General features: G+C 43.5%; 12 protein-coding genes. 2 read left to right on the top strand and 10 right to left on the bottom strand.

Annotated elements, in window-relative coordinates:
• Positions 1 to 91 precede the first annotated feature (91 nt).
• The 7 genes from BMZ22_RS01940 to BMZ22_RS01910 all read right to left on the bottom strand — a co-directional run bounded on the left by BMZ22_RS01940 (position 92) and on the right by BMZ22_RS01910 (position 7,742).
• Positions 92 to 565 carry a CBO0543 family protein gene (locus BMZ22_RS01940; protein WP_090080489.1) on the bottom strand — a complete coding sequence of 158 codons (474 nt, stop codon included), beginning with the start codon at positions 563 to 565 and terminating at the stop codon, positions 92 to 94.
• A 29-nt stretch (positions 566 to 594) separates the two neighbouring features.
• Positions 595 to 1,095 carry a CBO0543 family protein gene (locus tag BMZ22_RS01935; RefSeq protein WP_090080486.1) on the bottom strand — a complete coding sequence of 167 codons (501 nt, stop codon included), beginning with the start codon at positions 1,093 to 1,095 and terminating at the stop codon, positions 595 to 597.
• Between the two features lie 187 nt (positions 1,096 to 1,282).
• The gene (locus tag BMZ22_RS01930) at positions 1,283 to 3,424 is read right to left on the bottom strand and encodes a catalase (protein WP_090080484.1); all 2,142 of its coding nucleotides are present in this window, start codon (positions 3,422 to 3,424) and stop codon (positions 1,283 to 1,285) included.
• Between the two features lie 73 nt (positions 3,425 to 3,497).
• On the bottom strand, positions 3,498 to 4,565 hold the full coding sequence (locus tag BMZ22_RS01925; RefSeq protein ID WP_090080482.1) for a DUF3231 family protein: 1,068 nt from the start codon (positions 4,563 to 4,565) through the stop codon (positions 3,498 to 3,500).
• Positions 4,566 to 4,761: 196 nt separating this feature from the next.
• Positions 4,762 to 4,968: a copper chaperone CopZ gene (gene copZ, locus BMZ22_RS01920; protein WP_090080480.1), complete on the bottom strand. Its 207-nt coding sequence runs from the start codon at positions 4,966 to 4,968 to the stop codon at positions 4,762 to 4,764.
• An 86-nt stretch (positions 4,969 to 5,054) separates the two neighbouring features.
• Positions 5,055 to 7,439: a heavy metal translocating P-type ATPase gene (locus BMZ22_RS01915; protein WP_090080478.1), complete on the bottom strand. Its 2,385-nt coding sequence runs from the start codon at positions 7,437 to 7,439 to the stop codon at positions 5,055 to 5,057.
• A 12-nt stretch (positions 7,440 to 7,451) separates the two neighbouring features.
• Positions 7,452 to 7,742 (bottom strand): metal-sensing transcriptional repressor, encoded by a 291-nt coding sequence (locus BMZ22_RS01910; RefSeq protein ID WP_177183330.1) that lies wholly within the window; start codon positions 7,740 to 7,742, stop codon positions 7,452 to 7,454.
• A 197-nt stretch (positions 7,743 to 7,939) separates the two neighbouring features.
• Between BMZ22_RS01910 and BMZ22_RS01905 the strand changes: the two genes are divergently transcribed.
• Positions 7,940 to 8,314, top strand: a complete 375-nt coding sequence (locus BMZ22_RS01905) for a cupredoxin domain-containing protein (RefSeq protein WP_090080473.1) — start codon at positions 7,940 to 7,942, stop codon at positions 8,312 to 8,314.
• Between the two features lie 113 nt (positions 8,315 to 8,427).
• On the opposite strand, the gene BMZ22_RS01900 is transcribed toward BMZ22_RS01905, so the two are convergent.
• The 3 genes from BMZ22_RS01900 to BMZ22_RS01890 form a co-directional block, all read right to left on the bottom strand.
• Positions 8,428 to 10,581 carry a heavy metal translocating P-type ATPase gene (locus tag BMZ22_RS01900; protein WP_090080627.1) on the bottom strand — a complete coding sequence of 718 codons (2,154 nt, stop codon included), beginning with the start codon at positions 10,579 to 10,581 and terminating at the stop codon, positions 8,428 to 8,430.
• Positions 10,582 to 10,702: 121 nt separating this feature from the next.
• Positions 10,703 to 11,371 (bottom strand): response regulator transcription factor, encoded by a 669-nt coding sequence (locus tag BMZ22_RS01895; RefSeq protein WP_090080471.1) that lies wholly within the window; start codon positions 11,369 to 11,371, stop codon positions 10,703 to 10,705.
• Positions 11,372 to 11,575: 204 nt separating this feature from the next.
• A complete protein-coding gene (locus tag BMZ22_RS01890) occupies positions 11,576 to 12,196 on the bottom strand; it encodes a class I SAM-dependent methyltransferase (RefSeq protein WP_245745132.1) in 621 nt (206 codons plus the stop codon).
• Positions 12,197 to 12,513: 317 nt separating this feature from the next.
• Between BMZ22_RS01890 and BMZ22_RS01885 the strand changes: the two genes are divergently transcribed.
• Positions 12,514 to 13,272, top strand: coding sequence for a cytochrome c biogenesis CcdA family protein (locus BMZ22_RS01885; protein ID WP_090080469.1), 759 nt, complete (start codon positions 12,514 to 12,516; stop codon positions 13,270 to 13,272).
• Positions 13,273 to 13,281: the final 9 nt, after the last annotated feature.

Raw genomic sequence — 13,281 nt, 5'->3', positions numbered from 1 at the left:
GAAGGCTGAAATAGGTCCGAACGGCCCTTGAATTATCATAAGAAAAATCCCGGCATTATTAGTACATCTCCGGGATTCCGTGAATCTTTAATCAGCCCGGAGAATTACTATTTTTTCGAGCTGTATTTATTAACCACATCAACAAACGGATACCCACTATAAAAAACATCACACTTATTAGCGAATACAACCAGTTCCAGTTGATGAAATGAACAAGCGCAGTATATTTTTCCAACAACACTTCAACAATTGTCACTACGCCACTGTAAAAAAAAGCATACAAACACCATTTAAGAAAGGACGATTGGTACGTTATCTGGACATGCCTTACACAAATTAGCGGCAGCAGCAAATATTCATAAAGCACACTTGACTGAAGCTGAGGGAATAATTTAACCGGATAGGTAAGCATCCCCGCTTTAGCCACCAAGTCACCCAGAAAGCTGGCAAAATATGCTGCGATGAAAAAGCATAACAGCCACTGTATGAGTGGTCGTTTTGTTAATAATATGCCTGTTAGAACCAGGCCTGAAATGAGAAAGAGCCAGAGTAAAAATATCTCCATTTTAACAGCTCCCGTAACAATTGATTACTTTAATAAAGCCAGGGCACATTAAAGATGATAAGTAATAATGCAATAACAACCACCGACAGCCCATAAGCAATCAGCGGGCGCTTGCAATGCAGTATGAGCATGGGGAACATCACGATTAAAAAAATTGCAGACCATACGAGTGACCAGCCGTTGTCATATTGAATTAAATTAAAAAGATGGAACACCCACTCAATACTGAAGAAAACAAACACCCATTTGGCTGTATAGAAAATTGCAGAAATGCGTTCAGCAGGAAATTTGGACAGAAAAATCATTGTTGCACCCGGGAGAACGATAAATGTGTGCAAGAGATCAACCACCTCTTCAGGAACACCTAAATTTGAACGGAATATCCAAAGCTGATAATCATATGTAAAAAAATAATATAATAAGTCCATGGACACAATATAGAGGATCGTTGGATGAAACGTTTCGAAACGTGCCCAATCTGCCCATCGCCAGGCAGCTAAAGTGACCGACAAAGCAATAAGTATATGCATTTTTCATTCCCCTAAAATTTTAAGATAGCTTCAGAGGGCTTTATAGAGAAAAAGACCGATTTACTATATTCTGAATGTGGCCCGCCTATTTTCAAACGTTCGAAGCGGCTCAGGTGCCTGGATAAACCATACTTCCTCAAGCCGCATCAAACGTTAGTTAGTTTTTAACTCAGTTCATCAAATGAGATCAGCCGCTCATTTTCCCATCTTGATTCTCCCGCGCCCAATGACGATGCTGGGCAACATTGTCGATGAATTCCTGCGAAAACGCACTCAAATCGTTTGACTCGCGTATTGAGATAACCCCCAAATCAGTCACGACCGTATTCGGTACATTCGTATCAGCAAACGTTATTTGCTTGATGTCTGACGTCATAAGCAGGTCAACGCCGGAATTGGCCGCTCCTATTGTTTTAGCATGCACAAACGCATCATTCACAAACATCTTCGCTTCTTTGTGTGTCAGCAGCTGATTAGTTGACTGCTTTCCACCGGGAATGTAAAGGGCATCATACATGACCGAACTGGTAATGGCGTAACTTTTAGTCGCTTCAATTTGCTTCCCGTCTGATGCAGTGATCATACCTTGATTTTTGCTGATGATATCGTATTTTAAACCAGCACTGTCCAATTTTGTTGTCATTTGAACAACATCATTCATATCAAACCCGTTTTCAATCAAAATCCCTGCTTTTCGTGTTACCGCCACTTTTACTGTGTTTTCTTGACTTACAGCAGGTGATGAAGCGGTCTCACCACTGCCGCCAGGATTTTCCGGTGGATTGACACCAATGCCTGTTGCGATTTGTGATGCGAGCTGTCCATCGACGTTGTTAAACATCTCCACAACACGTTGTCTTATCGTCTTATCCTTCACCTTCCCTACTTCAAAGTGAAATGCTTTAATAATATGGCTTTTTTCAGGAAGCGACATGCTATTCCAGAAAAGGGTTGCCTGCCGATAATGATCTTCAAAACTCTCACTGCGTTTACGCGTTTTCCGCCCTTCCACTTTTTCAGCGTGATGTTTAAAGCCTTGTTCAAGGTCCGGCTCAGGTGAATTTGCCCTCAATGAGTTGGCTGAGTAAGCGACTGCCCCCTTATCGATAGCCATCCGGTGAAAACCTTCCCGCTGATTATTTTTAACAGGCGCAACAGACCGGTTGATCGGTATCTCGTGAAAGTTCGGTCCGCCCAGACGAAGCAGCTGGGTATCGAGATAGGAAAACAGCCGTCCCTGCAGCAGCGGGTCGTTGCTGAAATCAATTCCCGGTACGAGATGACCGGGATGGAATGCCACCTGTTCGGTTTCCGCGAAAAAATTATCCTGATTCTTGTTCAGCGTCATTTTACCGATGATTTGGACAGGCACCTGTTCTTCCGGCCAGAACTTTGTAGGATCGAGGATGTCAAAATCAAATGCAAATTCATCTTCTTCCTCCAAAATTTGCACGCCCAATTCAAATTCGGGATAATCGCCTTGATTTATAGCGTCCCACAAGTCACGGCGGTGAAAATCGGGATCTGCTCCATTCAATTTTTGTGCTTCATCCCAAACCAGTGAATGTGTGCCAAGAAGCGGTTTCCAATGAAATTTCACGAACCGTCCCTTTCCCTCGGCATTGACAAATCTGAACGTATTAACGCCGAATCCTTCCATCATGCGAAAGCTCCGCGGTATTGCCCTGTCAGACATCAGCCACATGACCATGTGGGCATTTTCCGGGTTGCTCACAACAAAATCCCAGAATGTATCATGTGCTGCAGTCGCCTGGGGTATTTCATTATGCGGCTCAGGTTTAATCGCATGTACAAGGTCAGGAAACTTTATCGCGTCCTGTATAAAAAATATTGGGATGTTATTGGCTACGAGATCGTAATTGCCATCCTCGGTATAAAATTTCGTTGCAAAACCGCGCACATCTCTTACTGTATCCGCTGAACCACGTTGCCCAACAACCGTTGAAAAACGGACAAATACAGGTGTTTTAACCGACGGATCCTGCAAAAACTTCGCGCTCGTCAGTTCGGTCATCGGCTGATAGACTTGAAATTCACCATGCACCCCGAATCCCCTCGCATGCACAACGCGCTCGGGAATACGTTCATGATCAAAGTGCATCACCTTTTCTCTGAAATGAAAGTCTTCCATCAAGGTGGGCCCGCGTTCACCAGCTTTAAGCGAATCGGCTGTGTCCGAAACTTTCATCCCCTGGTTTGTTGTAAGTTTGGCGTTTTTGTGATCCTTCCGATACTGGTCAAGCTGTTCACTTTTTTTGTTTTGCTGATTAGGCTGATTGGCCGAATCATTTTCATTATTTTTCGCCATAAATATACCTCCTCGTTTTTTGGCACCCAAAAATTAATTTGTTCATTTCAAGACTGATAAGATAAAGTCAAGATTACTGTTCCGGGTTTTTGACGGCGTTATTTCGATCGAATGCCAATGGGGGTTGTTCAAGCCATCCGTTCTGAACCATCATGTCGAGTGCTTTACTCGTAAATAATCCGGCTTCACCGATAAATTTGGCGTATTTTGCAGAGATATCGTGTCGAATTGTCCGCGACATTGCTATTCCGAGATTTTCAACGCCTAATTGATTTGCGAGGAGCACATGATACGTCATTAGTTTGTCACTGAACACAGGGACTTTTGAATCTGTTATATACGGATCCATTGTCATCGGTGCCGGTATATTATTACTCTCCAGCAGTGCCCTGTACTGTTTTATCTGTTTATCCGAAAGTTCCCACCCGTTTTTAAAGTAATTTCTCAGTTTTTGTGAAGAAGCTGTTTGAGCAAACGCCATCATGATAGCTTTTCCAAGCACATTTGTTGCAATATTTAAATTTAGATATTTCATTTCAATACCTGCCAACGGCCGGCTTTTTCCAGTAATAAAATTGTTAAACGATTTTTTATCAATAAACTCTACGTGGGTTGGATATGGAATTCTCGGTTGTTTCATGATAAAACCCTTATCAAGAAGCAGGTGTGTTGACCTTTCGAATACTTCGTTCAATTCCTGGATACCTTGACGATAAAAGTCCAGCACATCCTGACGAATTGAGCTCGATAAGGCTCTTGAATACTGCCCAAACGCACCAATTGCCATTTGCTGGATATAAAATAACATAAATGTGTCGTCAAACAGGCGCGGCGTATTTTTATAAATATCTGAAGTTCCAAACGCAGTAGGGACGGGAATTCCTTCTTCAACAAACATAGCTGAAATCGTGTTAACATGCCTTTTTGAGATACCATCATTAAATAACAACAGATCTTTTATTTCGTCATCTTCCACGTGCTCAAGAAAATGCTCGAATATACAGATAAACATAGAATCTCCAATGTAATTTGACCACAAGTCACTTAATTCAGCTGAGTTAAGTTTTAGATTCTGCTGATGTTCCGAAATCTGTTTCCCAAACTTCTTGTCATTTTCCGACCCCCAGTTATTTGACGCCATAAATCCCGCTCCTTTCATCATCACAGGTGTTAAGTAGCATAGTGTCTTACATTTATTGACCCTTTAGTCAGGCGCATCGACATGACTCTTCGTATTTTCTCAATATGGCTTATTAATTATTCATGGAAAGTCAATGACATAAAAAAAACCGGCTCCCAAATAGATGGGAACCGGTCAGCTTTACGATCGCGTCTGATTAGACGACAACGTCATAGCCTTGCTCTTCAACTGCCTCGCGCATTGATTCGATATTAGCGGTTGTCTCGTCATAGATAACGTTGACTGTCCCGGCATCGAGACTTACTTCAACACCTTGTACACCTTCTACATCTTCCAGTGCTCCTTTGACCGCACTTTCACAATGACCGCATGTCATGCCGCGTACATTCAAGGTTGTTTCCATGATAATATCTCCCCTTTTGTAAAATTTTAGTTTAAAAGCTGGCTGCCTCTGTGGATGAAATTGCTCTACAGCAGCACATTTCTAACCTATAGTTTAACACGCTTCAAACGGAGTGAGTTGGATACGACACTTACAGAGCTTAGTGCCATGGCGCCGCCGGCAATCCATGGAGCCAGAAGTCCGGCAGCAGCGATTGGAATGCCGGCACTGTTATAGGCAAACGCCCAGAACAGATTCTGCCGGATATTTTTGATGGTTGCTTGACTGATAGCAATCGCTTTCGGCAATAACAGCAACTCACCCCCGAGGATTGTCACATCTGCTGCTTCAATCGCTACCTCGGTGCCTGTTCCAATGGCAATGCCGATGTCTGCAACCGCGAGTGCCGGTGCGTCATTGATACCGTCCCCCACCATCGCGACCTTTTTGCCCTGAAGCTGTATCTCTTTTACTTTATCCGCTTTTTCTTCAGGTAAAACGTGTGCGATAACGTGGTCAATACCGACTTGTTTCGCAATAGCCTGCGCAGTTCGTGCATTATCGCCTGTCAGCATAATCATCTCCAGTCCCTGTTCATGCAGCTGACTGATTGCTTCGTTGGCCGTATCCTTAATTGTATCAGCCACGGCTACGATGCCACTGAACTGGCCATTGACGGCAATCAGCATAGCCGTTTTACCGTCACTTTCATAACCGGCAAGTGTTTTTTCTCTACTACTGAAGGTAATGCTATTTTCTTGCATGAGTTTTCGTGTGCCGACAAGTATTTGATTGCCCTGGACAGTCGCTTTGATACCCTTGCCCGGTATTGCTTCAAATGACTCAGCATCGGTTAACGGGATATCATGTTCAATAGCATAGGCAACAATGGTTTCAGCCAGCGGATGTTCAGAACCTTTTTCCGCACTGGCCAAAAGCATCAATGTTTCATTATCACCGGTAAAATCCGTCACTTCCGGCTTGCCTTTCGTTATCGTGCCTGTTTTATCCAGAACGATCGCATTTAATTGATGCGTGCGTTCGAGGTACTCACCGCCTTTAAATAAAATGCCCGATTCTGCGGATTTTCCTGTGCCCACCATAATGGACGTCGGTGTCGCAAGTCCCAGCGCACACGGGCAGGCTATAACAAGAACGGCGATTGCCGCGACCAAAGCCGGTTCAAATGCGCCGGGCTGCACAAATGAGATCCAGATGATAAACGTCAGAACGGCAATGCCGACGACAATCGGAACAAAATAGCCCGAAATAACGTCCGCGAGCCGCTGAATCGGTGCCTTGGACCCTTGTGCATCTTCCACAACTTTAACGATCGAAGCAAGTGCCGTATCTTTTCCGACCTTCGTGGCTTCCATTTCAATGGTGCCGTTTTTATTGATGGTTGACCCAATGACATTTGATTGCGCATCTTTTTCAACCGGGATTGATTCACCGGTAATCATTGACTCATCAACTGATGTCTTGCCTTTAACAACCAGACCGTCAACCGGAAACTTTTCACCCGGTTTAACGATCAGACGATCACCAACCGCCACATCTTCCACAGACACCATTGTTTCGTCACCGTTTCGGACAATACGCGCCTGTTTTGCCTGAAGGCCCAGAAGTTTCGATAAAGCAACGGTTGTTTTGCTTTTCGCATTCGTCTCCAAATATTTACCGAATAAAATGAGGGTGATTAAAATCGCACTCGTTTCAAAATACAGATGCGGCATATATTCCGGATTGCCTATCGTCTTTATCGCTTCATATAAACTGTAAAAATAGGCTGCACTTGTACCCAATGCTACAAGCACATCCATATTGGCCCCGCCGTTTTTTAAATTTTTATAAGCACCTTCATAAAACTGCCAGCCAATAATGAATTGCACCGGGGTTGCAAGCGCGAATTGAAACCATGGATTCAACAGGATATTCGGTACATTCATGCCGAATAAGTGCACAAGCATCGTAAGCAATAATGGTGCTGACAGCACGGCCGAAATAACCAGCTTCCATTTCATTTTCCGGATTTGTTTTTCTTTCTGTGTCTGCTTATCCTCTTGGTCAGCTTTCACGGCAGCGTCATAGCCAAGATTTTTGATTTTGCCGATAATAGCATCGGTTTCCATCAGCCCGGGATTGTATTCAACCGCGGCACTTTCGGTTGCAAGGTTAACGGTTGCCTGTTTAACGCCGGTCTGTTTATTTAGCACCTTTTCAATCCGGCTCGAGCAGGCTGCGCACGTCATCCCGTAAACATCAAATTCAGCTTTTTCCGTTTCCACGCCATAACCTAGCTTTTCGATTTTAGCTGTTATATCATCAACACTGGCGGATGAAGGGTCATAATCAACCGACGCTTTTTCAGTCGTCAAATTGACTTTTGCTTCGACGCCATCCATTTTGTTTAACACTTTCTCAACCCGGTTCGAGCAGGCCGCACACGTCATCCCTGTCACACCCAGTGTTGCATGTTCAGTTTCACGCATTCTTTATCCCCCCTATTTGGAGAATTGCTTCATAATCTCCATCAGTTCTTCGATTGCCTCGTCACCATTGCCGCTTTGAACAGCATCACTGACACAATGCTTCATATGCCGCTCACCGATTGAAAAGCCTACTTTCTTCAACGCGGCATTAATAGCACTGATTTGAACGAGTATATCGACACAGTAACGATCTTCTTCAACCATTTTTTGAATACCCCGAACCTGGCCTTCGATCCGTTTCAGACGATTCTCGAGCGCCTGTTTTTCGGTGTCAGTCCTGGGTGTTACAGGGTGATCGTGCATGAAATCGCCCAACAGCCTCACTCCTTTTCATTTCTAATTATAGGATACCCCCCTAGCGTATAATTGTCAAGAAGTTTAATGATGCTTTTAAATTGTTCATAGATTTGACTCATTTGCTGCACAGAAAATGGATAATTCGTTATTACAATAAGCATTGTAGAAACAAAAAAATCGAAACTACATAGGAGGTTTCTATTATGAAAAAAGTTATATTGGTATTGCTCGCTCTGGGGATGGCATTGTTTCTGGCAGCGTGCGGCGGTGATGACAGTGAGGGTTCCGGCAGTGATGAGGGAAGTGAAGCCGCATCCGGAAACGCAATAAATCTTAATGCTACAAACTTCTCGTTCGGTCAGGACGAATTCACAGTACCTGCCGGTGAAGAAATAACCATCTCGCTTAGCAATGAGGAAGGTATGCACGGCGCAGCGATTGATGAATTTGATGTCGAAATTGAAGACGGGGAAGAGGCAGCCTTCACCCCTGAAGAACCAGGTGAATACACAATCTATTGTTCAATCCCATGCGGCAATGGACACGACGACATGACATCAACATTAGTTGTTGAGTAACATATAAAAAAAGGTAGGAACGAACGATGTTAAGGATTGGTGAAATACGCAGTGGGGATTCTGCGCATCGCTTGTTCATCATCGTTCGTTTTTTTCGATTGAAACTGTATAAACTAGGCTTTTAAAAGCTTGGCGTTTATTGCCACAACGATGGTACTCAAACTCATTAAGACTGCTCCGACTGCCGGGCTGAGAACAATGCCTATTGGCGCGAGAACACCCGCCGCAAGCGGAATAGCTACAATGTTATAGCCTGCTGCCCACCACAGGTTCTGAACCATTTTGCGGTACGTCTTTCCGGATAGGTCCACCAACGATTCAACATCTTTTGGATTACTTTTAACAAGGACAACATCAGCTGACTCCATTGCGACGTCGGTACCGGCACCGATCGCAATACCGAGGTCAGCAGTAGCCAATGCAGGTGCGTCATTCACACCATCGCCGGTCATCGCAACCTTCAAACCTTTTTGTTGAATTTTCGTTATCTGGTTTGCTTTATCATCGGGCAGCACTTCGGCAAAGACTTGCTTAATGCCCAGCTTGGACGCTACCCAATCGGCAACTTTTTGATTATCCCCAGTCAGCATAATCGGCTCAATCCCTTTTTCTTTAAGGGATGCGACAGCTTCTTTTGCAGTTTCACGGACCATATCGGCCAGCGCTATCATGCCGGTCAATTCATCATTCACTAACACAAAGACAACGGTTTTGCCTTCTTCGGACAATTGCTTAAATCGGGTTTTATCATATTCCAGATTATGACTGTCAACATATCCGGGGCTGACAACATTGACTTTTTTACCTTCAATCGTGCCTTCAATCCCTTTACCCGTTATCGATTCGAATGCATCAATTTTCTTGAGGTCAAGATTTCGTTCATTTGCAGAGCTGACAATGCCGGATGCAATCGGATGCTCCGAATTCTGCTCCAGACTGGCAGCCCAAAGAAGCACGTCATCTTCCCGGTAGCCTTCGTTTGGCACAATATCGGAAACACCGAATTCGCCTTTGGTCAATGTTCCTGTCTTATCAAAAACAACCGCATCCAGTTTGCGAGCCCCTTCAAAATTGGCCCGGTTGCGGATAAGCAAGCCTCTTTTGGCTGAAATAGAAGTTGAAACGGCAATGACGAGCGGTGCAGCCAATCCGAGCGCATGCGGACACGTGATGACCATAACGGTAACCATACGCTCCAGTGCCACATCAAACTGATAGCCGAGCAACAGCCAGACAACTAACGTGATAAACCCGGATGCAAGCGCGATGTAAAACAACCATTTCGCCGCACGGTTCGTTAAATCCTGTGTCTTTGATTTAGAATCCTGTGCTTCGCGGACTAACGTAATGACCTGGGATAAATAGGAATCGTCACCGGTTTTTTTGACCGTCACTTTAATCGAACCTTCTTTATTGACCGACCCGCCGATGACCTCATCACCGTCAGCTTTTTCCACCGGAACCGATTCACCTGTCAGCATTGATTCATCAATCGCAGAACTGCCTTCATAAATCGTCCCGTCAACAGGAATTTTTTCCCCGGGCTTCACGAGTACATTATCCACTTGTTTCAGTTCGGATGTCGGCACATCCGTCACATTATCGTCGTCATCCAGTTTATGTGCTTCATTCGGCATGAGTTTAACCAGCTCTTCAAGGGCATTTGAGGCCCCCATCACTGAACGCATTTCTAACCAGTGTCCAAGCAGCATAATGTCAATTAATGTTGCCAGTTCCCAGAAAAAGTCACTGCCTTCCCAGCCGAATACCGTCAGTGTACTGTAGCCGTATGCCACCAAAATAGCAAGACCAATCAGCGTCATCATGCCGGGATTTTTTTCCTTCAGTTCACTGATACCGCCTGTAATAAACGGCCAGCCGCCATAGAAGAAAACAAATGTCGCAAGAGTGAATAAGAGATATTGATCAAATGGAAAACGCCAATCAACTCCGATAAAACTCTGTATCATCGGCGAAAGAATTAAAATCGGAATCGTGACAGCTAACGAAATGTAAAACCGACGTCTGAAATCACTCACCATATCGCCGTGATCATGATGACCATGACTGCCATGATCATGCTGTTCATGATGGTCATCATCGTGGTGATCGCCACTGGGATCGTGATGATGGTTGTGGTCGTGATGGCGGTGGTCATGTTCCTGATGTGCATGCTGACTGTGGTCTTCATGCTCAGATGAATGGTCATGGTGCTCGTGTTGATGTTTTTCCTTCGTATATGTACGATCATTTTCATTATCATTCATTGTCATCAGTATGCCTCCTTTTCTTCAACCATGCTGTAGGTTCCCAATAGTACGATACCCCCCTTAGGTAAATTTAAACATATGTACACTATTAAAGTCTACTCTGCAGTTTCAGTGTTCACTACTGAATCCATTTATATCCTACTCCCCAAACGGTTTTGAAGTAATCGTCGATAGGAAAACCGGCCCTATTAATCTTTTCCCGCATATTCCGCACATGCGAATCAACCGTTCTTCCTGTTGTATTGGAATCAAACCCCCAGACCAGATCAATCAGTTTCTCCCTCGAGAAAACCTGATTCGGATGCTTCATAAAATAACCTGCCATCATAAATTCTTTTGGCGTTAATTTTATCGGTTTATTTTGGTAAAAAAGCACGTAGCGATTCTCATCCCAAACCAGGCCATTTCGTTCCACACGTGTCACGGGTCCCTGTCTGCGGAGCAATGCTTCGATCCTTGCCAGCAGCACTTCTTCATTAAAAGGCTTCGTTATGTAATCATCCGCCCCAAGTTTCAGCCCTTTGACGACATCTTCGTTCTGTCTTCTGGCAGTTACCATAATGATCGGGACATCGGAAAACTGTCTGATTTTCTGACAAAGTTCCCAGCCGTCCATGTCCGGCATCATAATATCCAATAGAACGATATCGAACACCCTTGTTTCGAAATAGGTCAGAGCTTCATAAGACCCATGCGCTTTTTGACACATATAATTGTGAGACTTTAAATACAATGCGAGCAAATCCAGCATTTCCGGATCATCATCGACTAATAAAACATTATACAATTCGATCACCACGTTTTAATATTGTATGAGGCTGTTTCGCTTTCGTGTTCATTTCCCACTGCATATTCTACATGAATTTTAACGCATTTTCTTAAATTGATTTCCTCAGAATACAAAAAACGCCTCTTCGAATGAAAAGACGTTGAATCACAGACTGATAGTATATGAGCTTAACGAACACGTCAGATTCACATTACCCCGTACTTACTCTTTTAATGCCTTAATGGCATAGTGTTCTGCACTTGGATAAAGTATTGAAATATCAAAGCCATGGTCCTTCAACATTTTTCCCATTTTTTCAGAAGGAATTCGGATTTCAAGCGGCGGGCCGGACTCAGATTCAACCGCCTCCCAGTCCATAAGCAACACTTGGCCACCCGGTTCGAGAATTCGTTTCATTTCCTCAATCGTCTGATCAATACTTCCAACTTCATGGATGACAAATGCATTTAAAATCCGGGTCACCGAATTATCGGCCAGGTCAATATTCTCCAAATCACTCACAACGGGTTTAATGTTTTCAATATTTTCTTCTGCTGCATGTGCGTTGAGTCGCTTAAGCATTTCAGGTTCAACATCGACTGCATAGACATTACGCTCAGTCCGTTTGGCAAGCGGAATCGCAAATAAGCCGGGACCAGCACCTAAGTCGGCAACTGTGTCACCGCTCGTGACATTCAAATAATCAATGATTTTTTCAGGCTGCAATGTCGTTTTGCGTTCTTCGCTTATTAATTTATCTGCATTCTTCAGATTAAAACGTTTCTCGGTCAAGAACATCACCTCTTTAAACATTTTATTGAATACGTTCATTTTTTTAATCACGTCATCGAATTTATTGTTCCAAGAAAATCTCTACCCACTTTATACCCGCAACGGTATTTTGTCAAACGATACAAAAATGCTTAAAAACACATTTCGAAATGTCACATAAACGACACAATATATAAGCGTTACTTTCATAAATCTTTCATAATGAACTTGTATGCTGTATATTGTAACGCAGTGCATATGGTCTACTTAAATTATTTTTATAGCAGATATGACATGTTTGGTTGAATCATGCTTCCTGGTTTATAGGATTGTATTTCATCATCAAACTTTCCATAAATCGTATATCAAATTAAGAAAGGATGGTAGCAATGGGTGGAATTGAAGGGGACACAATGTTGATTGTTGGCATGTTTTTAGCGATAGGAGCAGGTGCATTATCATTTTTATCGCCCTGTGTTTTGCCAATATTTCCTGCTTATATGTCCTACATCACAGGAATTAGTGTAAAAGAGCTGCAAGGAAATAAGAGTGCCAAAATTCGTCGTCAGTTGTTAAGCCATTCCTTGTTTTTTTTACTGGCTGTTTCGTTGGTATTCATCAGCTTAGGTGCCAGTGCATCATTTCTGGGACAATGGGCGCAAAACTTGTTGATAGGCGATACCGGTTTATTGATTCAACGAATTGCCGGAATTTTCATCATAGCGATGGGCTTATTTGTTGCAGGATGGATTAATATTCCATGGTTAATGAAAGAAAGACGTTTTCATTATTCGAAAAAGTCGGCTGGCTATCTGGGCACATTTTTTGTTGGGCTTGGCTTTGCCGCCGGTTGGACGCCGTGTATAGGGCCTATTTTCGGGTCTATTCTGCTTTTGGCTGCCAGCAACCCCGGTCAGGGCGTATTTTATACTATTATGTATGTGATTGGTTTCTCATTACCTTTCATAATTTTGACATTTTTCCTTGGGTCGACGAGATGGATTGTCCGTCACAGTAACATAATCATGAAAATAGGCGGAGCGCTTATGATAATTATGGGACTGGTTCTATTTTTAGGTTTAATGCCGCGTATATCGGCGTTTCTCCTTGATTTAGTAGAAGGTACATGGTTATCAAGATTAGGATAATTTGGAGGG

The organism is Lentibacillus persicus (genome assembly GCF_900112705.1).
GTDB lineage: Bacteria > Bacillota > Bacilli > Bacillales > Amphibacillaceae > Lentibacillus > Lentibacillus persicus.
The sequence above is the reverse complement of the archived record's forward strand: the minus strand, read 5'-3'. Positions and strand labels throughout refer to the sequence as shown.